Origin of the sequence: Streptomyces cyaneochromogenes (assembly GCF_003963535.1) — a bacterium.
Lineage (GTDB): Bacteria > Actinomycetota > Actinomycetes > Streptomycetales > Streptomycetaceae > Streptomyces > Streptomyces shaanxiensis.
Genome location: NZ_CP034539.1, coordinates 4,808,972 through 4,831,731, shown reverse-complemented (window position 1 = coordinate 4,831,731; position 22,760 = coordinate 4,808,972). Strand labels below are relative to the sequence as shown.

General features: G+C 70.9%; 19 protein-coding genes and 1 tRNA gene. 9 read left to right on the top strand and 11 right to left on the bottom strand.

Annotated elements, in window-relative coordinates; all coding sequences use genetic code 11:
* Positions 1 to 37: 37 nt before the first annotated feature.
* From EJ357_RS21795 to EJ357_RS21775, 5 genes are all read left to right on the top strand, one after another.
* The gene (locus EJ357_RS21795; RefSeq protein ID WP_228473123.1) at positions 38 to 3,151 is read left to right on the top strand and encodes an FG-GAP repeat domain-containing protein; all 3,114 of its coding nucleotides are present in this window, start codon (positions 38 to 40) and stop codon (positions 3,149 to 3,151) included.
* A 48-nt stretch (positions 3,152 to 3,199) separates the two neighbouring features.
* Complete coding sequence (locus EJ357_RS21790) at positions 3,200 to 4,750, top strand: amino acid permease (RefSeq protein ID WP_126393272.1); 1,551 nt, start codon at positions 3,200 to 3,202, stop codon at positions 4,748 to 4,750.
* Positions 4,751 to 4,879: 129 nt separating this feature from the next.
* Positions 4,880 to 4,952, top strand: a tRNA-Lys gene (locus EJ357_RS21785).
* 466 nt (positions 4,953 to 5,418) lie between these two features.
* A complete protein-coding gene (locus EJ357_RS21780) occupies positions 5,419 to 6,423 on the top strand; it encodes an STAS domain-containing protein (RefSeq protein WP_126393271.1) in 1,005 nt (334 codons plus the stop codon).
* Between the two features lie 105 nt (positions 6,424 to 6,528).
* Positions 6,529 to 7,002, top strand: coding sequence for a DUF5994 family protein (locus EJ357_RS21775; RefSeq protein ID WP_228473122.1), 474 nt, complete (start codon positions 6,529 to 6,531; stop codon positions 7,000 to 7,002).
* Positions 7,003 to 7,068: 66 nt separating this feature from the next.
* Here the strand turns inward: EJ357_RS21775 and EJ357_RS21770 are convergent, their stop codons facing one another.
* The 7 genes from EJ357_RS21770 to EJ357_RS50530 form a co-directional block, all read right to left on the bottom strand.
* Positions 7,069 to 7,551 (bottom strand): DUF5994 family protein, encoded by a 483-nt coding sequence (locus EJ357_RS21770; RefSeq protein WP_407698506.1) that lies wholly within the window; start codon positions 7,549 to 7,551, stop codon positions 7,069 to 7,071.
* Between the two features lie 319 nt (positions 7,552 to 7,870).
* Positions 7,871 to 8,929 carry a fatty acid desaturase family protein gene (locus EJ357_RS21765; protein ID WP_228473121.1) on the bottom strand — a complete coding sequence of 353 codons (1,059 nt, stop codon included), beginning with the start codon at positions 8,927 to 8,929 and terminating at the stop codon, positions 7,871 to 7,873.
* Positions 8,930 to 8,948: 19 nt separating this feature from the next.
* Entirely contained in the window at positions 8,949 to 9,092 is a 144-nt protein-coding gene (locus EJ357_RS50770) for a hypothetical protein (RefSeq protein ID WP_407698550.1), read from the bottom strand.
* 17 nt (positions 9,093 to 9,109) lie between these two features.
* Positions 9,110 to 10,051, bottom strand: a complete 942-nt coding sequence (locus tag EJ357_RS21760; protein ID WP_407698505.1) for a ferredoxin reductase — start codon at positions 10,049 to 10,051, stop codon at positions 9,110 to 9,112.
* A 1,100-nt stretch (positions 10,052 to 11,151) separates the two neighbouring features.
* A complete protein-coding gene (locus EJ357_RS50535) occupies positions 11,152 to 11,409 on the bottom strand; it encodes a hypothetical protein (RefSeq protein ID WP_175647470.1) in 258 nt (85 codons plus the stop codon).
* 728 nt (positions 11,410 to 12,137) lie between these two features.
* On the bottom strand, positions 12,138 to 12,389 hold the full coding sequence (locus EJ357_RS21750; RefSeq protein WP_126393268.1) for a hypothetical protein: 252 nt from the start codon (positions 12,387 to 12,389) through the stop codon (positions 12,138 to 12,140).
* A gap of 46 nt (positions 12,390 to 12,435) precedes the next feature.
* Positions 12,436 to 12,804 (bottom strand): hypothetical protein, encoded by a 369-nt coding sequence (locus EJ357_RS50530; protein ID WP_323378040.1) that lies wholly within the window; start codon positions 12,802 to 12,804, stop codon positions 12,436 to 12,438.
* Positions 12,805 to 13,121: 317 nt separating this feature from the next.
* Between EJ357_RS50530 and EJ357_RS21740 the strand changes: the two genes are divergently transcribed.
* The gene (locus tag EJ357_RS21740; protein ID WP_407698504.1) at positions 13,122 to 13,781 is read left to right on the top strand and encodes a DUF5994 family protein; all 660 of its coding nucleotides are present in this window, start codon (positions 13,122 to 13,124) and stop codon (positions 13,779 to 13,781) included.
* Positions 13,781 to 14,140, top strand: a complete 360-nt coding sequence (locus EJ357_RS21735) for an STAS domain-containing protein (RefSeq protein ID WP_126393267.1) — start codon at positions 13,781 to 13,783, stop codon at positions 14,138 to 14,140. The genes EJ357_RS21740 and EJ357_RS21735 overlap by 1 nt, the downstream gene beginning before the upstream one ends.
* A 428-nt stretch (positions 14,141 to 14,568) precedes the next feature.
* Here the strand turns inward: EJ357_RS21735 and EJ357_RS49430 are convergent, their stop codons facing one another.
* Positions 14,569 to 14,712, bottom strand: a complete 144-nt coding sequence (locus EJ357_RS49430; RefSeq protein WP_228473120.1) for a hypothetical protein — start codon at positions 14,710 to 14,712, stop codon at positions 14,569 to 14,571.
* A 398-nt stretch (positions 14,713 to 15,110) separates the two neighbouring features.
* Between EJ357_RS49430 and EJ357_RS48365 the strand changes: the two genes are divergently transcribed.
* Positions 15,111 to 15,524 carry a hypothetical protein gene (locus EJ357_RS48365; protein ID WP_175647468.1) on the top strand — a complete coding sequence of 138 codons (414 nt, stop codon included), beginning with the start codon at positions 15,111 to 15,113 and terminating at the stop codon, positions 15,522 to 15,524.
* Positions 15,525 to 15,760: 236 nt separating this feature from the next.
* Positions 15,761 to 20,341, top strand: coding sequence for a CHAT domain-containing protein (locus EJ357_RS21725; protein WP_126393265.1), 4,581 nt, complete (start codon positions 15,761 to 15,763; stop codon positions 20,339 to 20,341).
* Between the two features lie 30 nt (positions 20,342 to 20,371).
* On the opposite strand, the gene EJ357_RS21720 is transcribed toward EJ357_RS21725, so the two are convergent.
* The 3 genes from EJ357_RS21720 to EJ357_RS21710 form a co-directional block, all read right to left on the bottom strand.
* Positions 20,372 to 21,094, bottom strand: a complete 723-nt coding sequence (locus tag EJ357_RS21720) for an alpha/beta hydrolase (RefSeq protein ID WP_126393264.1) — start codon at positions 21,092 to 21,094, stop codon at positions 20,372 to 20,374.
* A 111-nt stretch (positions 21,095 to 21,205) separates the two neighbouring features.
* The gene (locus EJ357_RS21715) at positions 21,206 to 22,141 is read right to left on the bottom strand and encodes a hypothetical protein (protein WP_126393263.1); all 936 of its coding nucleotides are present in this window, start codon (positions 22,139 to 22,141) and stop codon (positions 21,206 to 21,208) included.
* Positions 22,141 to 22,536, bottom strand: a complete 396-nt coding sequence (locus EJ357_RS21710; RefSeq protein WP_126393262.1) for a hypothetical protein — start codon at positions 22,534 to 22,536, stop codon at positions 22,141 to 22,143. The genes EJ357_RS21715 and EJ357_RS21710 overlap by 1 nt, the downstream gene beginning before the upstream one ends.
* Positions 22,537 to 22,760: the final 224 nt, after the last annotated feature.

Genomic DNA, 22,760 nt, shown 5'->3' with positions numbered 1-22,760 from the left:
GCCCGCTCCCCCCTCGTCTTCCTGGGGAGGGAACGCCTTGGCCCGTCATGCCTTCGTACGTCTCACACGCGCGAGACGCGCCGCCATCGCCGTCGCCGCGTCCGCGGCGCTCGCGGCGGGGCTGAGCCCGCTGCTGCCGACCGCGTCGGCTGAGGAGGCGCCGCAGGAGACGGTGGTGCCGGCCACCTACCGCAGCACGTACACGTCGGCGACCCTGATCAGCCCCGACATCACCATCGGCGGGGACGGCGCGGGCGCGCAGGGCGTGTTCCACCGGATGGAGGGCCACCCCAGGCAGGTGTGGACGCGGTACGACGACGGCAGGTCCTTCGACGCGCCGGCCTTCAACAGCTCGGCGATCGCGGTGGGGACCGGCAGCGACGTCCTCGCCTACCGCCACGGCCGTACCGTCGACTTCTGGAACCCCGTCGACGGCACGACCGCCACCGTCCAGGTGCCGGACGGGCACAACACGCTCGGCGTCTTCGGCAGCACCGTCGTCACGTTGGAGATCGTCCCCGCCGAGGACGGCACCACCACGCGGATCACCCGTCTGCTGACCCCGCGGCCCGACGGGAGCACGCGTGAGGTGACCGTCGGAGGCGAACCCGCGGGCATGAAGCTGGCGGGGCCCGTGCGGGGCGACGCGACGACGCTGTTCTTCCGCGCCGCGCTGGACGGAAACACCCATATGGTGGCCGTCGACCCGGCGACCGGCCAGGTCCAGAGCTGGACCCCGCCGCTGCCCGCCATATACGCCAAGATCTCGCCGGATCACCTGGCCGTCTACGGTGGCCCCGCCAGTTCCAAGGTGTACGTCTACTCCCGTTCCGACCTGTCGGCCGCCCCCACCGAGGTGACGCTGGACGGTGCCGACACGACCGCCCCCGCCGACGACCTCTCCGTGGTCGGCGACTGGCTCGTCCACCGCGCCGGCGGCACCGCGCCGGTGACCGCCGTTCCGATCGCGGGCGGGGACCCGGTGACCGTGCTGCCCTCCTCCGGCTCCGGCATCTCCGCCGCCCCGGACGGCACCGCCGTCGTGGTCGGGCGCACGGGCGCCGACGACTGGGGTATCCAGCGCATCCACCCGGGCGCCGACGGCAGGCCGACGGTCACCATGGTCAAGGCCCTCCCCAAGCCGCCGTACAAGATCCAGGGCCTGGCCCTGGAGCAGGGCCGGCTGCTCGTCGCCGACAAGAGCTGGGCCGGATACCGCGACACCTACGTACGGACAGTGGCCGCCACCGGCACGCCCACCTTCGGCCAGCGTTCCTCGTACGACGGAACCGAGCTGGTGATGTACGACTGCCCGGCGCAGGAGGGCGGCTGCGCCCTGCACAACACCGCCGACGACCGGGCCGTCTGGCTGATGAAGGACTCGGCGGGCTACGACCTTCTCCGGGTCAACGGGTCCGCCCCCTACACATTCTGGCAGCGCGGGGTCCCGGCGGGCGGGCGGATCACCGATGTCTCCGGCGAGTATCTGATCCACACGACCGCGACCCAGCAGACCGTCCTCAAGATCGGCAACGACGGTACGCCGGCGGTGACCCGCGCCCCCGGCGCGGCCGCCCTCTCCGGCGACACCCTGTGGACCGCGGGCACCACCCCCGGCGGTGTCACGGCGTACGACCTGACCGCCAAGAAGACCACCGAGACCCTCACCACCGACGCCGACTGCTCCTTCACGGAACTCCAGGCGCTGGGGTGGTACTTGTACTGGACCTGCGCGGACGGCACAGCCGGGGTCTACGACCGTACGGCGAAGGCGTCCGTGCCCGTGCCGGGCGGTGAGGCCGAGCTCGGTGACGGGTTCGTCGTCACGCACGACAGGCAGGCCGGGAAGCTGACGATGACGACCGTCGCGGACGGCACGCCCGTGAGCCGGGTCATCGGCGATCTGCCCGACACCGGCGTCTCGCAGCGCGACGTGCGCTGGACCGTCGACGAGTCGGGCGCGAACGCGGCCTACGTCGATGATCAGGAGCGCGTCCACCTCGTACCCTCCGGGGTGGCGCAGCAGCCGCTGCGGCTGCTCGGGCCGGTGCGCAACGCGCCGTCCGTCGAGGCGCGCGAGATCGACACGGCGCCCGACACCCTGACCACCGTGCCGCTGTCGAAGCCGTCGTCGGGCTGGAACCTGACCGTGCGTCATCGCGCCACGGGCAAGGTCTACGGCGACGGCGTGGACGGCGAGGCGGCGCGCGGTGAGCTGAATGTCGGCTGGCACGGTGACGACCCGGCGGTCCAGGGGGACGTGTTCCTGCCGAACGGGACCTACGACTGGACGCTCACCGTCACCCCGGCCGACGGCGTCGGCGCCCCCCTGGAAGTGCGCGGCTCAGTGAAGCTGATGCACGGCAACCCCGCGCGCCACGACCACGTGGGCCCGGACGGGCTGCCCGACGGCGCCGGCGACCTGCTCACCCTCAACTCCTCCGGCACCCTGACCTTCCAGCAGGGCACCGGCAAGGGCACCTTCTCCGGGAAGGTCTCGGGGAGCGGCTGGTCCACGAAGGCGGTCGCGGTGCCCTTCGGGGATCTGAACGGCGACCGGTGCAACGACGTGCTGGTGCGGATGAGCGACGGCTCGCTGCGCGGCTACAAGGTCAAGTGCGGTCTGGCGCCGGAGACTTCGATGGCGTACACGAAGCTGGGCACCGGCTGGAACGCGTACGACGTGCTCACCTCGCCCGGCGATCTGACCGGGGACAGGCGGGCCGATCTGCTGGCGCGGAAGGCCTCGACCGGGGACATCCACCTGTTCGCGGCGAAGAGCGACGGCACGCTGGCGGCCGCGAAGAAGATCCGTTCGGCGTGGACCGGCTACACGAAGATCCTGGGCGCCGGTGACCTGAACGGCGACGGCCACGGGGATGTCCTCGCCCGCGACAAGGCCGGGACGCTGTGGCGCTACGACGGTCTCGGCAACGGTCTGCTGAAGGACCGCGTGAAGGTCTTCGCGAGCTGGGGCACCGGCTACAACGTGATCGTCGGCCCCGGGGACATCACCGGGGACGGGAAGGCCGACCTCGTCTCGCGGGACGGCAGCGGCAATGTCTGGCGCAACAACGGTGATGGCAAGGGGTCGTTCGGGGCGCGGGTGAAGATCGCGACTGGCTGGCAGGGGTACAAGGGCCTTTTCTAGCCAAGCTGTGACGTGTGTCATGCCCCCGGCGCGGGAATCGCTGGGGACATGACAGATGACGCCATAGCGAGTGGGCGGCCGGACGGAAATCTCTCCGACGAGGAGCGGCTGGCCCAGCTCGGCTACACGCAGGTTCTCGCCCGCCGCATGTCGGCGTTCTCCAACTATGCGGTCTCCTTCACGATCATCTCGGTCCTGTCGGGCTGTCTGACGCTGTATCTGTTCGGCATGAACACCGGCGGCCCGGCGGTGATCACCTGGGGCTGGGTGGCCGTAGGCCTGATGACGCTCTTCGTCGGCCTGTCGATGGCCGAGATCTGCTCGGCGTACCCGACCTCCGCCGGCCTGTACTTCTGGGCGCACCGGCTCGCTCCGCCCCGTACGGCCGCCGCCTGGGCGTGGTTCACGGGGTGGTTCAACGTCCTCGGCCAGGTGGCGGTGACGGCCGGCATCGACTTCGGGGCCGCGTCCTTCCTGGGCGCGTATCTGAACCTGCAGTTCGGCTTCGAGGTGACACCGGGCCGGACGATCCTGCTCTTCGCGGGGATCCTGGTGCTGCACGGCCTGCTGAACACCTTCGGCGTGCGGATCGTCGCGATCCTCAACAGCGTGAGCGTGTGGTGGCACGTGATCGGCGTGGCGGTGATCGTCGGCGCGCTGACCTTCGTCCCCGACCAGCACCAGTCGGCGTCCTTCGTGTTCACGGAGTTCGTCAACAACACCGGCTGGGGCAGCGGGGTGTACGTGGTCGCGCTCGGCCTGCTGATGGCCCAGTACACCTTCACCGGCTACGACGCCTCCGCCCACATGACGGAGGAGACGCACGACGCGTCGACGGCCGGCCCGAAGGGGATCGTGCAGTCGATCTGGACGTCGTGGATCGCGGGATTCGTCCTCCTCCTCGGCTTCACCTTCGCGATCCAGTCCTACGACGGTGCGCTGAACTCCGCGACGGGCGCGCCCCCGGCGCAGATCCTGCTCGACGCGCTGGGCGCCACCGCCGGCAAGCTGCTGCTGCTCGTCGTCATCGGGGCGCAGCTGTTCTGCGGGATGGCGTCCGTGACGGCCAACAGCCGCATGATCTACGCCTTTTCGCGCGACGGTGCGCTGCCCTTCTCGCACGTCTGGCACACGGTCAGCCCGCGCACCCGCACGCCCGTCGCGGCGGTGTGGCTGGCGGCGGGCGGGGCGCTGGTGCTCGGCCTGCCGTACCTGATCAACGTCACGGCGTACGCGGCGGTGACCTCGATCGCGGTGATCGGCCTCTACATCGCGTACGTCATCCCGACGCTGCTGCGGCTGCGGAAGGGCGAGGCCTTCGAGCGGGGGCCGTGGCATCTGGGCCGCTGGTCCGGGGTCGTGGGAGTGGTGGCGGTGGCGTGGGTCGGCGTGATCACGGTGCTGTTCATGCTGCCGCAGGTCTCCCCGGTCACCTGGGAGACCTTCAACTACGCCCCGGTCGCCGTCCTGGTCGTCCTGGGCTTCGCCGCGATCTGGTGGGGGGTCTCGGCTCGGCACTGGTTCCTCAATCCCGAGCACGAGCGGACGGCGGCTCGGGAGGCGGGGCGTGCGGGGGCACCCGAACCGGTCGATCCGTAGCACTTCGTCGCATCAGGGCCACTGACGGCTCATTCCACCGCCCTCCGCCGACGACGACGCGGCCGTGTCCCCGATACCCGATCGGAGACTCGGCCACGTGCGGCTATGCTCGGGGTGGCAACATCGCCTGGGCCCTTAGCTCAATTGGCAGAGCAGTGGACTTTTAATCCATTGGTTGTGGGTTCGAGTCCCACAGGGCCTACCGGTGGCGGGGAGGGGAAACCCCTTCTGACCTGCTACGCAGCGCCTGAGTCGGCTTCGGTCGGGTCGGGCGCTGCTTCGTTCTCCGGCCCATGCGTGAGCGGGAATTGTGCGCGCCTGTGGCGGGTTGTGTGGGGCCTGGGCGGGTACCCGAGTGGGCGTGGAGCCAGGCAGTGTGCCCCACCAGTGGGCCGTCTGCCCCGGATGTCTCCACGAGCCCTCGGCAGGCGGTGCGCTCGGTTCGGACGAGCCCGCCCGATACCGTGGGTCGAGGTCGTCGGCGGCGTACGGTGGAGATACCGAGGGCATCGTGCATTCCGGCCGCCCTGCTGGGTCGTCCTCGGCGTGAGACGAACCCCGGGCCGTCCGAGCGGACGGTGCGGAGACGGGTCGGCATCATGTACGCTGCGATCACTGCAACTCCGCGCACTTCCCCTGTCGTTGTGAATCCCTGTCGAGGGACGGGGATGGCGGTGCGGCGGCTGGACATCCACCGGCGTGACAAGGGGGAGCGGGCCCTGGTCACGCTCCTGGGCGAGGTGGGGCCGGCCACGGCACCCCTGCTGCGGGCCGCGCTGGAGCGGTGCCTGCGCGACGGCATGACCGTCATCGACGTCGATCTCACCACCGTCGACTCCTGCGACGCCAAGGGCCTGGACGTGTTCCTAACGGCGTCACGCCGTGCCGAGCGGGTGCACGCCGCGCTGCGGCTGCACCATCCGTGCGCACAGATCACCCGGCTCCTCGCGGTCACCGGCTCCGCACCCCTGCTCCTCGCGGCCCCGGTCCATCCGGTGCCACCCGCGCTGCTCCATGATCTGCTGGACACATCTGCGTCGGTCGCGTCGGCCGGAGGGACACACGCGTCCGGCGACAGTGCGGCTGTGCCGGTGGTCAAGGACGGGATTCGTCTGCGCCGGCTGACTCGCCGGCAGACGGAGGGGATGAGCGAGGACATCGCCGACCTGGTGGTGGAACCCGTCGCGGGCTCCTCCGGACAGGCGCACCGAGAACGGCTCGACTTCCTGTGGCGGCTTGCCGTCAGCGCACGACGGACCGGGTTCGCGTTGCTGCTCGCCGAGACGACGGTACCGGTGGGATGTGCCTTCGGATTTCCCGTTGGCCCCGGCGGCCGGTCCGAGCGAGGGCTGCAGGAGTGCATCGGGCGGCTCACCGGCCGTACCGGGTTCCTGCTCCTCACCCAGGTCGTGGCGCAGCATCACGGCCAGCACCGCGACATCGGCCGCCTCCTGCAACAGCGCCTGCTGGTCGATCGGCACGCGGCACTCGGGGTCGCCCTGCTCCACCCGGCGGACCGGGCCGCACAGGCCGCTTACGAGTCGTGGGGCTGGCGGAACCACGGAGAGCTCATCGGGCTGCCCGGTCGGGGCGCTCCCTGCGTGCTGACCCTGTCCCGCGAGAGCGCCCCTGCGGTGCCGGTGCCTCGGGATGCCGGGCGGGGGCGGGCGTAGCCTGGGAGACACCGAGAGCATGTCGGGCGCACGATCACGACGGCGCCGTTCCCGGCGAGTGACGAACGAGGGCGGTCCGAGGGCCGCCCAGGACGGGACCGCTCGATGGACTCCCCCACAACGCCCGCCGGAAGCACCCCACCGGGTGACGCGCACACATACACGATGCCGCTGTCGCGACTGAGCCTCACGCCGGAGGCCAGCCACGGTCCGCTGGACGGAGCATGGTGGCCACGCTGTGACGCCCTGGAACTGGAATTGCCTGCGCTCGTGGGCTCGTTGGACCCCGGCCATGGCACAGTCACCCGCGTCACGGTGGGTGCCGCGACGTGGGCCGACTCCCCGCGGACGATATCGGCGCCCGACCACGTGATCGAGGTCGTCCTGACCTACGCCGCCGACGAGGAGCACACCATCACCCTGGACTGCGGCACCGTGGGGCAGTGGGAACTCCTGGTCATCCCGCCCGAGGAGCCGGTCCGAACGGCCGAGCGCCTGCTGACCGCCGCCGCCGATCCGTGGAACTCGTTGTCGGCCCAGCGCATCCTGGCACGGGCTGAGGACGGCTTCGGCCGGTAGGGCGCGGGGGAGCGGTGCGGTCGGCCACACCGCCGGTCTCGGCCGTGGGGCGGCTCGGTCCGCGCGTCACTGCTGCGGCGTCTGTCCGCTTCCCGTGTCGATGAGGATCTGCTTCGCCGGGCTGAGATTGTCGGCTCGGGCAGCCTGAGCCATCGCCGCGTGGGCGGCCTCGGGGGTCGCGTCCGGCGGGACCACCAGCAGCGAGAACACGTCCGTCTCGCCCCGGGTGATCAGGACGGTGCTGTCGCCCACCGGGAAGGAGTCGATGTGCACCACCCGGTCGTCCACGACGATCCTCGTCGGGAGCCCGTCCCAGGCCGTGGCGTCCAGCCCGACACGGGTCAACGGGCCGAGGTGCCCCGTGAGCGCGCTCAGCAGCGCGGGCAACTCCGCACCGATGTCCCGCGATCGCGGCCACCACGCGCCGTCGAGGATGCCTTCGCGCGATGCCGTCGTCTCCAGCCGGAGCAGCACGGTCCCCGGCCGCACGGCATGGTGCACACCACTCGGCAAGTTCCGGGGACCAGGGGTTGACTCGGAGTGGGTCACGGGGACCACCCTCGTTCGGGATCCGGTGCGAAGACGCGATTCGCCTCCCCGACCACGCTACTCCGGGTACCTCGCGGCACCAGCGCGTCCGACCTAATCGTCGGCCGCCGGGCGAGACCGGGGATCAGCTTCGCTGCCTCTCGGCGATCTCGCGGATGTCGCCGCCGCCTCCCGTGCGTGAGCGTCGCGGAGGCGCTTCGGTGAACACCTTGCCGGTGTCCGGCCCGTTCCTGCACACCTACAACCACCATCGCTGCCACACCGCACTCGGCGGCCACCCACCGATCAGCCGCGTGAACAACGCTGCGGGTCAATACACCTAGGGCACGGCGTGGCGCAGTACACGCCCCCACATCGACGCGTACTGCCGCCACAGCGGTCCGGTGATGTACGGCAGTCCGCGCCGGGCGCAGATCTCCCGTACCCGGGGCGCGACCTCGCCGTAGCGGTTGCTGGGGAGGTCCGGGAAGGCGTGGTGCTCGATCTGGTGGCCGAGGTTGCCGGAGAGGACGTGGAAGAGGAGGCCGCCGTCGATGTTCGCCGAGCCCTGGATCTGGCGTTCGTACCATTGGCCGCGGGTCTCGCCTTCGATCTGGTCCTCCGTGAAGGTCTGAACGTCGCCGGGGAAGTGGCCGCAGAAGATGACGGTGTGGGCCCAGACGTTGCGCAGGGCGTTCGCGGTGAGGTTGCCGAGGAGGCAGGGGACGGCGGAGGGGCCCGCGAGGAGCGGGAAGAGGACATAGTCCTTGGCGAACTGGTGGACCGCCTTCCGTGCCAGTCCGGCCACGTCGCCGAGGAAGCTCCGCACGCTCTTGCGGCCGTCGGCGACCGCGTCCGCCTCCAGGTCGTACAGGGCGATGCCCCATTCGAAGACCGGCGCGAGCAGCGCGGCGTACAGAGGTTGGAGGAGGTACACCGGGTGCCAGGGCTGCTCGGGGCTCATCCGCAGGATGGTGTAGCCGAGGTCGCGGTCGCGTCCCACGACGTTGGTGTAGGTGTGGTGCAGGTGGTTGTGGGTGCGCTTCCAGGCGTCGGCGGGAGTGGCGAAGTCCCACTCCCAGGTCGTCGAGTGGATCGCCGGGTCGCCCATCCAGTCCCACTGGCCGTGCAGGATGTTGTGGCCCAGCTCCATGTTCTCCAGCGTCTTGGCAACGGTCAGCATCGCGGTGCCGGCGCACCAGGCGGGCGGGAAGAGCGAGACCGAGAGCGCGAGACGGCCGCCGGTTTCCAGGCCGCGGTGGACGGCGATCACGGTGCGGATGTAGTGGGCGTCGTCCGCGCCGCGTGCCGCGATGACGTCGGAGCGGACGCGGTCGAGTTCCTTCCCCAGTTCTTCGGTGGGGTCAACAGCCTTGACGGGCAGGGCACTTGCGGTCACGGAGTCCTCCTCGGAGGTCCTAGACATCGAGGACGAGCGGACCCGTGGCACCGTTGACACAGGTCTGGATCAACTCGCCCGGCTCACCGTGCACTTCACCGGTCCGCAGATCGCGGACCCGCCCGTCGACGAGCCGGACGAGGCAGCCATGGCAGACACCCATGCGGCATCCGTACGGCATCACGACACCCGCCGCCTCACCGATGTGCAGCAGGGGGGCGGACGGGGCCGCATCCGCCCGCCGGACGCGCCGGCGTCCGGCGCGTCCAGGGGGACGAGGCGGAACCGCTCCACGTGCAGCCGCTCCGCCGCGCTTGCCGCGGCCCAGTGCCCCTCCAGCGTGTCGAGGAGCCCGGCCGGACCGCAGGCCCAGGTCTCCCGGGCCCGCCAGTCCGGGCAGGCCACGGCGATGTGCTCGGCGGTGAGCCGGCCGACGGTGCGCGTGTACCGCAGATGGAGACGCAGCCACGGCAACCGGGCGGCCAGGTCGGCCAGTTCGGCGCGGAAAAGGCAGTCGCCGGGACCGGGCGCGCAGTGCAGCAGGAAGACGTCGGCAGGTGCTGGCGAGGGGCGGAGGGCGAGCGTGCGCAGCATCCCCATGACCGGCGTGATGCCGCTGCCCGCCGTCACCATCAGCATCCGGGCAGGCGGGGGCTCCGGCAGCACGAACTCCCCCTGCGCGGGCCCGAGCCGCACCGCCGACCCCGGCGGCGTACGACGCACCAGATGCGGGGAGACCGTGCCGCGCGGCTCCTCTTGGACCGTGATGGTGAGCGCTCCGTACCGCCCGCCGCCCGGCGGGCAGGTCAGCGAGTACGTCCGCCAGTGCCGTACACCGTCCAGTTCGACCCCGACCGGCAGATACTGGCCGGCCCGGTGACCCGACCATCCCCGCCCCGGCCGGATCTCCAGGGTGGCCGCACGCGGTCCCTCGGACCGTACAGCCGTCACACGGCCCGTGGGATGGCGTGCGGACAGCAGCGGGTCGATCAGGCAGAGGTAGTCGTCGGCGGCGAGTGGACTGGTCAGCCGACCCAGGGCGGCCAGCAGCGGCCGGCCGACCGGACCGTCGGCCGGGCCGACGAGCCGGTCGGTGAGGGCAGGTAGCGGGGGAACGGGCATACGCGGGTATCCCCTCCTCGCGCGACGAGGCACCAGTACCGGCGCCGGCGCGAATACGGCAGATCGTGACGGGCGACCCACTGCGGACACGACACGTCCACGGCCCCGCTTCCCACGGCTCACGGGAAGGGAGCCCGCATCTGTCAGAGAACCACGACGAGAGCGCCGACGGGGACACGCCCGGCTTGTTCCCGCCATCCGTCCCCGCCGTCTCACCGCCCCTGACCCAACGGCGGAGCTACGGCCGACGCCGGACACCCGGTCCGGGCTGTGTGTTGCGACCGCGTCCCCGGCCCCATGCCGTGCGGCACATGGCCGGATCCCGCGTGCGGCCGGACCCGGACGCACGCGCGCCACCGTACGGGCACGGTGGGGACCGTGCGGCATCGCAGACGGGACCTTGACACGCCGAAGGCCGCCGGGGCGATGCCGTCACGGCGCCCGGCGGCCCGGCTCGTCCGGCCCCAAGCGGGGCGGGGAGCCTCCGTTCTCGGCACGAATTCCTCCGACGACCGGGACGGGCTTGAGGGACATCCCGGCGGAACACGGGGCGGAAACCGGCCGGGGCTCAGTGACCGAACTGACTTCTGATCCCGGCTGATGCCGATGCGGTCGTTCGCATGGTGCCCCGCAGGTTCCAGAGCTGCGGTGTGAACGGCTGTCCACCGGTGCGGGGCAGGGAGTGGGGCCCGTGTGCCGGCCCGCCGACACTTTGGGCCGACGGTGCACGGACAGCTGCGCGACTGCGCTCAGTGCCTGGCCCCACTGTAAGCCCGCCGGACCAGGTACGACATGGTCATCCGCCTCCCGCCGAAACCAACGACGAATGGGCCCATGGGCGGCGGGAACCGTACCCGTGGACCCACGACGTACCGCGGTGGGACCGTACGTCCATGCCTCCGGCACAACGGACCGCCGGTGTGCAGGTGGTCGCGGGCTGAAATCGCAATCCCAAGGCGGCAACGGCCAAGGAGTGGGCATCCAGAAGGTGACCGGGCCACGGGTCGGCAAGGTCCTGTTCACGTTGTATGGCGCCCTGCTGTGTACGGACGGGCATGCCGGCTTCCTGATCGCTCATCGGGCCGAGAGCATCGGGGTGTTCATCCGGCGGCGACTCGTCCGGGTGATCCTTTGTGTCGATTATCCCCCGTACGCGCGTCGGTCAGCCCACCCAGCAGAGGCATGGATTCGCGCAGCTTGCCGGTGGAGTCGAGGTACCGCAGGAGCTGGGTGTGGGTGTAGACGGGCTCGGGTGGCAGGTGGGGCACGATGTCGTTGTTGTTGACGAAGCGGTGTGTGCGTTCGGCGCGGGCCAGGGGCCTGACGGCCGACCTCTTCGCCCCGGGAAGCGACGGCATCAGGACCACTTCATCTTCAACTACATCGACGTCATGGAGAAGAACCTGGCCCGGAGTTGAGTCGAGCATCTCGCCGGGCCGCGAGCGGGCGATGGCCCCTTCCTTGCATTCCCGCCCGGCCCGTGCGCATCGCGCTCGCCGTGGGACCCGTGTGTTGTGCCTCGAACCGATGGACCAGGCGTCTCACCGCAACGACCAGGATCAGCAGAGCACTGACAGCCAGGGCGGTGACCACGGCGGCCACACCCCCACGGCGCTCTGCTGAATCCGCCCGCACGACAAGAAGGCCCCGCCGGTGCCGTCCTTCCCGGCCCGCGGTGCGGGTCAGCAGAAGGATCGAGTATGGATCCAGCTCAGCGGTGAACCAACCGACCTTCACCGCATGCCCGTTGACGAAAGTCCTGGGCGGGAGGATCGAGAGCTCGCTCGGAAGGTCACGTGAGCGAAGCCACCAGGCGCCGTCCAATGCAGTGGGCCCGCCGGGAGGGTTCTCGGATTTCAGCGCGAGGCGCGCGGTCGGGGCCCTGAAGGGAACGGTCCGTGGCGGGGGACGTCGGGAGGTGGTCGCGGACATCAGGCAAACCTGTCTTCGGGCCGCTGCGCGAGCACAGCCGCCCGACGTCGTCACTCACCGGGAACGACACCGGCTTCGGGGCCGGTGCGCGAAGCGCTCCCGATGACTTTTCACGCCCCCCGAGAGGGCCGGCGGACCGTTCCCCGAGCCCGGCTCACATCCGCCCGCGGCCGTCCTCCGCGGACCGGCTGGTCTCCAGCCACGACCGTGCGGGTTCTGCCGCGCGGGAGGTGTCCACTGTGAGGTCGAGGCGGGTCCCTCCGTCGGCGCCCGCGGGGTAGCTGCGCTGCTCGGTGGCGGCAAAGCAACGGCGGAGAACCTCCGCGACCCGACGGGCGACTTCGGGCGAGGCGGCGACGATACGAACCTCGGCGTGCCCGTCCGAGGGCCTTTCCGTGGACTGCATGGCGACCTCGGAGTTCGATTTCCCGGTATGAGACGGACCGGATCTCTCACTCTACTCCGGCGTGCCCCACAGCCCCCGCGAGTGACCGGCGGGCGGGCAGGCGCGATGTCCGACCCCGGCTCCCCGTTTCCCGCGACGTCGCCGCCGAGCTTCCCAACCTGATACCGCACTGACCGAGTGCCTCGGCCCCATCACACCCGTCGGCCTGGACGCCGACGTCTGGGAAGAGCCGCCGACGCGGACGACCACCGACGACCGTGTCGTCCGTATCGACTCCGCCCTTGATCTGGTCGATGATGACGCGGCTGGTGAGCGCGGTCTCCAACTGTCTGTTCTCGACGTATGACTGCTCCAGCGTGCGCTGCCGCAGGATCGCGATGGTGGCCACGTCGGCGAGGGCCTGGGCGAGCGTCAACTTACTGCCGGGAGGGAGGAGACGGGCCCCATCGCCGGTAATTGACGGGATTTTCAAAGGTGTCCTCTGGTGTCGCCCAAGTCCGGTCGTGTTGGCCCGGGACCGTGTGCCTTGATGGTTGCCGTCGGGGACGGCGTTGCAGGTAGGGACGCGGGGGGCTGTTCCTCCGTTGGTCGTACGGTCTGTTCGCGCTGCCTCGGGGGTACGCTGAAATTACCGAGGATATTTCGCGCACCGGCCTCCACGCCCGTGTCGTTTTCGGCGATCGAATATGCCGGGCCGGTCACAGCCGGCCCGGGGCAGGGTCCGCGCTCGTGATGACTGCGACCATCTCCTTCTCGCCGACATTCGAGGCTGCTTGCCGTTCCTCCGCGTCCTCGGTTCGTCGGTCGCTGGTTCCCGTCGATTCCGCACTGGCTCCGCTGGACGGCGCCGGGTGGTTCCGCTGCCGCGATCTCGGGGCGGAACTCCTTTCTCTGACCGCCGCTTTGGACTCTTCGTGGGAGCGGATCACCCAGGTCACGGCACATCCCATCCACTGGTCGGTCGTCCAGCGCAAGGTGCCTGTCGCCGGGCACGTGGTGATGGTGGGCTGGTTCCTGCCCGAGCAGGCCCTGCACGAACTGCTGCCGCTCTCGCGCCATATGGGCCGCTGGGGCCTCCTGGTGGTCCTGCGGCAGACCCCTCCCGTCTCGGCCGCGTGGCTGATGGCGGCCGCGAGCGATCCACCGGGCACGTCGACCGCGAGCCGGCTGATGGAGGAGGCGCGCCCGCGGACGGTGTCCGAGACCGACCGGGCCGTGGGAGCGGTCTGGGACACCTGTCCACGGGCAGTGGGCCGCCCGGGTGTGCGGTCGGTCGAGGTCGTGCCGGGCGGACATCTCGTCTCCCGCATGCGGTATGACTCGCCCCTCGTGTGGCGGCCTGGGACGTGGGGCGACGCGGGCATTTCTTACCGCGAGGGCGTGTACCCCTGATGGATGTCGAGCCGCGCGGTGGTCAACGGCTGTCGCTTCGACGGGTGCCTGCCGGCCCCTGCTTCTTTATGACGCTGCATGTGACCGGCGAGCTGGATTCCGCCAGCATCCCCGCACTGTGCGAACTGGTCTCCGTCGTGCTGGCTGAGGGCAGCCGGCATGTGACGCTGGTGTTGTACGGGGTGACCCAGTGCGACAGCGCCAGCTTCTATGTCCTGCTCGGCGTGAGACAGGCTCTTCACCACGCCGGGGGCAGCCTCAGCCTGAGCGGATCCAGCACAAATGTGCGACTCGCCTTCGAGTGCAGCCCACTGCGGCATGAGTTTCCGTTCCACGACGAGAACGCCCCCGCGGCTTAGGGCGACGAAGCGAGGAGCACTTCGGTCAGGACGATGTGGGCGTTGTGCAGGAGCAGTTGAACCTGCCGAACGCACTGGTCAACACGTCCTTCTGCGTGAGCGATGCGTGAGCGGACGGAGTCGCACAGGTCATCACGGAGGAGACCGCGTAACGAGCCGCAGCTGTCCTGACCAGGTGGTTCCGGACACCGAAGAAGCGTCCGGAACCACCCGGCAAGATCCCGCCAGGACTTTTAATCCATTGGTTGTGGGTTCGAGTCCCACAGGGCCTACCGCGCGGGTGACGGGGGTACCCCCCTCTGACCTGCTGTGCAGCGCCTGAGTCGGCTTCGGTCGGGTCGGGCGCTGTTTCGTTTTCGGGGCTGTGCGTGGGCGATGCGTGAGCGGATGCGCCGGGGGACGCTCCGCCTGGAGAGCCTTCGGCTTGCTCATGCCGGCAGATCGAACTGCTTGAGCCAATCCGGATCGGCGTCGCCGACCGTCGCGACCAGGCCGCCGCAGAGCATCACCATGTACAGGGTGAAGTTGATCGGGTCGCCCCCATAGTGCTCGATCGCCTCGTTGAGCGTCACATTCGGCGCGTCCGGGTGACCGATGAATCCTGCTGCTTGGACGAGAGCATCGTGCTTGATTCCCTGGCTGTCTGAGACCCACCTGACGGCGTCGCGCGCCTGCTCCTCGGTGATCTGCTCCCGAGCCGCGACGAGCCAGAAGGCCCTCGTCCGGGCGGGTTACGACTACAACGACATGGCGAAGTACGCCGAGAAGTACTGGAGGAGCTACAACTCCTGGACAATGTCTACAAGTTGGGTATCGGGGACATCCTCCAGATGGACTTCACCGGCAACCGGTCCAAAGACCACTCCATGATCACCGTGTACAGGAGCGCAGTACCCGAATGCGAAGTATTACACCTTCCGCACCTGACAGGCGTGGCCGCCGGCCGCGACAGCGTCGCGCCGGACTGCTCATGGCCATGCTCAGCGCCGTACTGCTCACCGCGTGCGGTGGCGGGGACGGCGCTGAGGCGAAGTCCCCAGACCTGGCCGACCAGGACCGTTTCCTGCACGACTACGTGGAGTTCCTCAACGAGTCGGACGAGAGCGGCCTCGCCCGGCTTCTCGATGCCCACCCTCAGGGCGACAAGGACGCCCGGGCCCGGATCAAGGCATACGGCGGACAGCAGTGGGACGTCCGATGGAGCCGCACCTCGGAGTTCGAGGGGGCGTGGAGGGTCGACATGACCGGCACCGCACGTGCGGAGGACAAACCCGTCCGCGTCACGGAGACGGTCGCCTGGGAGGACGGGAACTGGGTAATGGCTCCGCTGCCCGGCGTCGTACCGACACCGTCGAACGCGGCAGGAACCGAACCACCCGGCTGAGCCTGGTGCCGACGGGCAGACGACAGGAGGTCCGCGTGGTCCCGGAAGGGTTCGCGCGGACCTTCGCCATGTCGAACACCGCTGACACGAGAGCTGCTGCTGATCAGCGGGAGGTCCTGCGTGAGCGATGTGTGAGCGCCATGATGCGGTAGAGGCCATCACGGACGGTTGCCTTCCCATATCCGTGTAGAGGGCCGGCGTCATACGATCGGAGGCCGCTGCGACTAGGGGGTCCGATGCGGCGTCGGGACGAGTTGGTGGGCCGGTTGGCGGAGGCCCTGCGATGGATCGGGAACTCGGGTGATCCGTCACTGGCGTTGACGCCGGGCCTCGACGCCATGGCCGCCGAGATCAAGCGCGATCTCGACGAATCCGGGACCACGGGCACGGGCACGGGCGAGTCAGGGATCACGGACACAGAGGCCAGGCACGCGCTGGGCTGGCTGAAGTGGTATCAGTTCCAGGCGCTGCCTCAGGGGCTTCGGAAGCAGGCGGTGCTCGAAGAGGCTCTGGAGCAGCTCACCCCGGCCGCGATCACCATGGGGCTGTGGGAACTGCCCGAACCGCTGCTGTCCGCGCTGGCGGACAGGGCCGCACCGCGCCTGCTCGATCTGCTCGAGTACGCCTCGGCCGGCTCCGACACGACCCTGCTCTCCTATGTCGTCGACCATTGGGTCCATCTGGTGAACGCCACGCCGGAAGGCCATCCGGAACGGCCTCACCGTCTGGCGATCGTCTGCGGCGCGTTCTGGATGAGGTTCTCGCGGACCGGGGACCCACGGGATCTGGACGGCGCGCTGGCCACCGGGCGGCGGGCCGTGGAGATCGCCTCGGAACGCCGTCACCTGGTGATGGCCCTGTCGAATCTCGGCGCCGCGCTCAAGGGACGCTACGACCGCACCCGAGCCGAGCCCGATCTGCACGAGGCGGTGACGGTCGCGCGACGGGCCGTCGAGGCCGCCGAGGGCTTTCCGGGGCAGGGCCCGATGCTGGCGAATCTCGGCGCGGTGCTGCAGGCCCGCTTCGGTCTCAAGGGCGACTGGGAGGATCTCGCCGAGGCGACGACCGTGGCCCGACGCGCGCTTGCCGCCACCAGCGCGGACAACCCCGACCGCGCGGCGATGCTCAACAACCTCAGCACCGCTCTGCGGAGCGCGTTCGCGCATCGGCGGCGGACGGCGGACCTGGACGAGGCGGTGCGGGTCGGCCGTGCGTGCGTGGAAGCCGGGGCGGCGCATCCGGACCGGGCCAGGTATCTGACCACCCTGGGCGAGGCCTGCCACAGCCGGTTCCGGCAGACCCGGTCGGCGGCGGATCTGGACGAGGCCGTGGATGCGCTGCGGCGGGCCGTCGAGGCGACCCCGGCGGGGCAGGAGCAGTGGGCCTCGCGCCTCGCGGAGCTCGGCAGCGCCCTGCGCTCCCGGTACGACCTGACCGGCGCCCGGGCGGATCTGCGACAGGCGATGGACGTACTGCGCCGGGCGGCCACCGCCACACCGCCACACGTCCGCCGGCCCACACCTCTCCTCCTGGAGCTCAGCAGGACGCTGAACGAGAGCTTCAGGGCGACCGGCGCGGCCGCCGAGGGCGACGAAGCGGTCGACGCGGCCCGGCAAGCCGTCGAGTCCGTCGATGACGCCGACCGTTCCGCGCGGGCGCTGATGCTCACGAACCTCGGCACCGTGCTGCTGTCGCGCCACGAGAAGACGAACGGGGCGGCAGACCTGGACGAGGCCATCGACTCGTGCCGTCGAGCCGTCACGGACGCGGCGGACGACGACCTTCATCGTGAGCTGTCTCTGATCGCCCTCGCCACCGCGTTGTGGAAGCGCTTCGAACTGCTCGCAACGCCCGAGGATCTTGACGCGGCCGTCACCGCTCGGCAGCTGATCGTCGAGGTGACCGCCGCCGGCCATGCCGAACGGTGCGCACGGCTGCGCGCCCTGTCCACCGCGCTGATCCGGCGTTACGAACGCGAGGAGGCGCTCGACGATCTGCACCGGGCGATAGCCGCCGAGCGCGAGGGGCTCGAAGCCGCGCAGGACGGTTCCGGGCGCACGGCGTGTGCGGCCAACCTCTGCAGCTCGCTGTTCATCCGCTTCGACCGCCTGGGAGACCGGGAGGATCTGGACGAGGCGGTCGCCTTCGGCCGGGTGGCCGTAGCGGCGTCGGACGATCCGTCCGACGACGCGCTCGGAACCGCCCTGCGGAATCTGTCGCAGGTGCTGCTCCGCCGCTCACGGCTGACAAGATCGCTGCCCGACCTCGACGAGGCGGTCGGCTTCGCCCGCCGTGCCGCCGACACGGCCGCGCTGAGGAATCCGGACGGGAGTCCGAACGGGATTCCGGGCGGGCGTCCGGGCGGGATTCCCAGCGGGAGTCCGGAGGAGGCCGGTGGTGGGGCCGCTGCCGGGGGACGGGCCGTCAGGGCCGCAGGTGAGGGACAGTCCGTCAGAATCGCCGTCGGCGGCCGTCCCGAGCACGCGGACTGTTTGGATCAGCTCGCCGACTGCCTCGGGGATCGCTTCCAGCGGACGCGCTCGCTGGCCGACGCGGATGAACTGGTCGAGGCACGACGTCGGACCGTCGAGGCCACGGCCCCGGACGCCGCCGGACGGGCAGGGCGTCTGGCAGCCCTCAGCTTCGCGTACCGGCTCCGCTACGAGCGCGCCGGCCGGCGGGCGGATCTCGACGCGTCGGTGGAAGCCGGGCGTGGGGCCGTCGACGCCTCCCTCGCCGAGGGATCCCAGCGCGCCCTGTACCTCGCGTCGTTGAGCAATGCCCTGCACTTCCGGTTCCAGCGCAACAGGGAGGCGGCCGATCTCGACGAAGCACTGGAGTTCGGCCGCCGTGCCCTCGAACGCGCGACCGGGGACGGAGAGGACCGGGTCCAGGCCCTCTCCAACCTGTGCCATCTCCTCGAGGCCCGCTTCGACTTCGTCGGGGACAGGAGGGATCTCGACGAAGCGGTGGACACGGGACGCCAAGCCCTCGACGCGGCCTCCGCCGACCACGGCTACCGCCCCGCGACCCTGCTGGTGACGGCGGCGGCCTTACGGTCCCGGTTCATCCGTGGCAAGGCTCCCGCGGACAAGGAAGAAGCGCTGCGTCTCTTCACCGAGTTGGTCCGGTGCGAGACGGCGCCCCCGACGGTGCGCATCCAAGGTGCCCGATTCGGCGCGCTCCTGATCGACAACACGGATCCCGCTCTGGAGGCCGAACTGCTGGAGACCGGGGTCCTGCTGCTGCCCGAACTCGCCTCGCACCGCATGGGGCGCGCTGATCAGGAGTACGCCATCGCATCCGTCGCCGAGTTCGCGGACAGTGCCGCCGGCGCCGTGCTGGCCGATACGACCCGGCCGCTCCCGGAGCGTGCGCAGCGCGCGCTCTCCCTGCTGGAGGCGGGACGCGCGGTCCTGCTGGGCCAGACCCTCGACGCCCGCAGCGACCTGGCCGAGCTGCGCCGCGTCCACCCTGAACTCGCGGCACGTTTCGCCGGGCTGAGGGAGAGCCTCGACCGTGACATCGAGCCTCTTCACGCCGGGAACGCCGGCCCGCGCCGGCCCGACGACCGCGTCGACGCCGCCGCACAGATGACGGCGCTGCTCGGCCGGATCCGTGCCCTGGACGGCTTCGCCGGCTTCGCCCTGCCGCCCACCGCCGACGAACTGCGGTCCGACGCCGGGCCGGGACCGGTCGTCACCTTCGTCCTCCACGACTGGCACAGCCATGCCCTGCTGCTCACGGCGGACGGCGTCACCGCGCTGTCCCTGCCCGCGCTGACACCGCGAGCGGTGATCGACAATGTCAACGCGTTCCATGTGGCGCTGCGCGAGGCCACCGATCCGGACGCGGACCGCGTCGCCGCCCAGGCCGCCCTCGGCGACATACTGAAGTGGCTCTGGGACAGCGCCGCCGGGCCGGTTCTCGAAGCCCTCGGCCACGACACCACTCCGGCCGAGGGAATCACGTTGCCACGTCTGTGGTGGGCGCCCAGCGGTCGCCTGGGCATGCTGCCCCTGCATGCGGCCGGTCACCACGACGACCCGGTCTCGCCGGCCCGCCGTACGGTCATGGACCGGGTGGTGTCCTCGTACACCCCCACCATCAGGGCCCTGCGGCACGCGCGTCGACGCCGGTCCGCCGCCGGGGCGGCGGACCGTTCGCTCGTCGTCGCGATGCCCACCACCCCCGGGCTGCCGCAGGGCGGGCCGCTCCGGTACGTCGAGGCCGAGACGGAGGCGCTCGCCCGGCTGCTCCCCGATCCCCTGGTGCTGATCGAACCGGACCCGGACCCGGACGCGGCGTCCGGTGCCGACGACGGCAGGCCGCTTCCCACCCGGGACCTCGTGCTGGCGGAGCTTCCCGGGCGCGGCGTGGTGCACTTCGCCTGCCACGGCGACTACGACCACCGGGACCCGTCGGCGAGCAGGCTCCTCCTGCACGACCACGAACACAGTCCGCTGACCGTCGGCAGCCTCGCCGGCATCGACCTCGAAGACGCCCAGCTCACCTATCTCTCGGCGTGCCACACCGCTCTGAACGCCGCCGGTCGTCTCCTCGACGAGTCACTGCACCTGGCCGGTGCCTTCCAGCTCGCCGGCTTCCCCGGAGTGGTCGGCTCCCTGTGGATGGTGGACGACGAGGTCGCCGTCGACATCGCCGAGGACTTCTACTCCGCGCTGCGCGACCCCCGGGACGGCACGCTCGACCTCGGACGGGCCGCGCACGCGCTGCACCGCGCCGCCCGCAGGCAGCGGGACCTGTACCCCCGTACGCCGTCGCTGTGGGCCGCGCACCTGTATACGGGGGCCTGAGGGAGGTCAGCGCACGGGGCCTGAGGGAGGTCAGCGAGTCCCGAGGATGATCTTCTTCAGCGACGACAGATACCGGACCGTCGGATCGCCTCCGTACGACAGCGGTCCGGGGTGCAGCACGATGGCGCCGAACCCGGGGGAGTCCGGCCGGGGACCGTGGACGCCGTGGGGCGTGCCGTCGCCGTTGACCTCGGGGGACGTCGCGTACACCGGTCCCGTGACGCGCAGCCCGCTCGCGGTCTCGGTCCCCGCGGACGCGGAGCCGAGGAGGACCAGCGCATCGATGTCCATGCCGTGGTCCCGTGCCGCGAAGCCGGCCACGAGTCCGCCGTAGCCGTGCCCGATGACCGTGATCCGCTGAGGGCCGGGCCCGCGGCCCCAGGCCTCCGCCGTCACCCGGCGGTCGACGATGAAGTGGGCCAGCCGGGTCGCCCCCTGCGCGGCGAACGCCGGATCGCGGGCGTCCGAGGGCGACGCGGGTGCCTTGTAGTCGACCCAGGTGATGACCGAGACGGCGTCGTCGTCCGGTGTCGAGGACAGCTCGCGGCAGAGGACCTCGGCGCGGAGCAGGAGCGGGTCCAGGCCGGACGGCCACGCGCCGACACCGGGGATGAGGATGACGACGTAGCGCGCGTGATCCGGGTTGTTCCGCGCGATGACGACACGTCCGTCGGCATCGAACCCCAGGAGGAAGACGCGACGATCCTCACCTGAGGAGTCGTCCGCTGTTCCTAAGTGCCCCGCCTGTGCCATGCGCCGTAGTCTGTCCCACAGTTGACGGGAGCACAATGCCGTCGGGGCGGTGGCGAACACGGCTCTACGGGGTCGTGTCCGACCCCTCTGCAGCGTCGGTTCCGACCAGTTCTACGGGGCCGGATCCGGCCGGGGAACCGGGCTGCTCAGCTGTCGCATGAGCGCCGCACCGAGCCGTGGGCCCACCGGCAGTTCCCCGATGTTCAGCTTGACGGCCAGGTCCGTCAGGTGAAGGCGCGCGGATGCCTCCAGCAGGGTGGCGTAGGTGTCCGAGGCGGTACGCAGGCGTCGTGCCGAAATGGTCACGAGCGTGGCGGCGAGTGGCGCCGCGGGCCACCACCACCAGGTCAGGGGCAGGTAGAGCAGTGCCCATCCGCCGAGCACGGCGGCCCGGGTCAGCGCGGCGCGGGCCCTGCCGATCTCGAGCCGTGTCTCCTCCGGCAGCACGAGCCAGAGGTGCGGCCAGACGACGAGCAGGCTGATGTGTGTGTCCCGGTCCAGCCGGACCGCGGCGGCATGGATGCGGTCACCGCTCCAGGTCGGCCGCTCGGGCCGCTCCACGGAGACGCGTTCGCACCTGCGGGCCGCACGGTGACGCTCCAGGGGACTGGGCCGGTCGGCCGGACGCGGAGCGCGTTCCTGGGTGAGTAGAACCTCGTACGCCGCCCGCAGCGCGTCCCATCGGCGTCGCCTGTGTGCCGTGCGGCGCTCGGCCAACTCCCCGAACGGCCACGGCCATGCGGCCCAGCCGGCGGCCAGGGCGGCACGCTCGACGGCGGATCCGAGGGCCTGGGCGGCCAGGCCGGCGGCGGCCGCACCGGCCAGGACGGCGGTCAGCAGCACGACCTGTCCGCCCACGGTGGTCACCTGGGGATCCCGCGCGGCAGCCGAGACGGCCTGGGTGAGCCGCCCGACGTCCAGCGCCGCACCGTGCCCGAGGGTGTGTCCGGCCGCGACGACCGCCAGATACAGCGCGCCCGGCAGGACGAGGAGGGTCAGCCACTGCTCCGCCAGCTTCTTGCCGAGTTCGCCCAGGAGCCCTCCCACTACGGGAGCCTCTCCCGGACAAGTGCCGTCCCCTGCGGGGCGAACCGGCAGTTCGGCGGATCGCCGTCGACTTCGTGGCCGGAGCGGCCGGTGCACAACTGCAAGGGGCACCGGTACACGACGTCCAGATCACCGACACCCGCCGGTGTCACGCTGCGGCCCGTTCCGCCGTACACCCCGAACGGGTCGCCCGCACGGCGGACCGCTCTGTGCAGGGTGTCCAGGAGGGGGGAGAGCGAGGCGTCGTCCGCGACGGGGCCGGCGACCGCGGCTTCGAGGGCGCGCAAGGCGGTGCCGTCCTCGTGGAGCAGCGCGGCCAGTCGGTCCCGGCGCCGGCACACGTACGACAGCGCCTCGGCGATCCTCAGCCCGTCCGACTCCCCCCGGCTCGTCATACGGAACTCCGTCCCTGCGCGTCGTTGGATCACCCTGGGGCCCGAGCGGCCATTGTCGCTCCGGATGCGCGTGCGCATGTCAGAGTTCGGCGAAGTCCAGCCACCGGCGAGAACACCCGCGCCGTCCCGCCCATCGCCCTCGCCGCCGTCCCGTCGGTCACCTTCGGCGGCCCGGTTCGCATCGACGAGTTCCCGGGCACGCGACACGTGGCTTCTCACGTTTG

Excerpts from the sequence above, each read along its gene's own strand:
- EJ357_RS50535 (WP_175647470.1), bottom strand. The coding sequence starts at position 11,409 with ATGCCGTCGCTTCCCGGGGCGAAGAGGTCGGCCGTCAGGCCCCTGGCC.
- EJ357_RS50770 (WP_407698550.1), bottom strand. The coding sequence starts at position 9,092 with ATGGGTGTCTGCCATGGCTGCCTCGTCCGGCTCGTCGACGGGCGGGTC.
- EJ357_RS48365 (WP_175647468.1), top strand. The coding sequence starts at position 15,111 with ATGGCCATGCTCAGCGCCGTACTGCTCACCGCGTGCGGTGGCGGGGAC.
- EJ357_RS21725 (WP_126393265.1), top strand. The coding sequence starts at position 15,761 with ATGCGGCGTCGGGACGAGTTGGTGGGCCGGTTGGCGGAGGCCCTGCGA.
- EJ357_RS21780 (WP_126393271.1), top strand. The coding sequence starts at position 5,419 with ATGGCGGTGCGGCGGCTGGACATCCACCGGCGTGACAAGGGGGAGCGG.
- EJ357_RS21710 (WP_126393262.1), bottom strand. The coding sequence starts at position 22,536 with ATGACGAGCCGGGGGGAGTCGGACGGGCTGAGGATCGCCGAGGCGCTG.
- EJ357_RS21750 (WP_126393268.1), bottom strand. The coding sequence starts at position 12,389 with ATGCAGTCCACGGAAAGGCCCTCGGACGGGCACGCCGAGGTTCGTATC.
- EJ357_RS21760 (WP_407698505.1), bottom strand. The coding sequence starts at position 10,051 with ATGCCCGTTCCCCCGCTACCTGCCCTCACCGACCGGCTCGTCGGCCCG.
- EJ357_RS21775 (WP_228473122.1), top strand. The coding sequence starts at position 6,529 with ATGGACTCCCCCACAACGCCCGCCGGAAGCACCCCACCGGGTGACGCG.
- EJ357_RS21740 (WP_407698504.1), top strand. The coding sequence starts at position 13,122 with ATGACTGCGACCATCTCCTTCTCGCCGACATTCGAGGCTGCTTGCCGT.
- EJ357_RS21790 (WP_126393272.1), top strand. The coding sequence starts at position 3,200 with ATGACAGATGACGCCATAGCGAGTGGGCGGCCGGACGGAAATCTCTCC.
- EJ357_RS21735 (WP_126393267.1), top strand. The coding sequence starts at position 13,781 with ATGGATGTCGAGCCGCGCGGTGGTCAACGGCTGTCGCTTCGACGGGTG.
- EJ357_RS21720 (WP_126393264.1), bottom strand. The coding sequence starts at position 21,094 with ATGGCACAGGCGGGGCACTTAGGAACAGCGGACGACTCCTCAGGTGAG.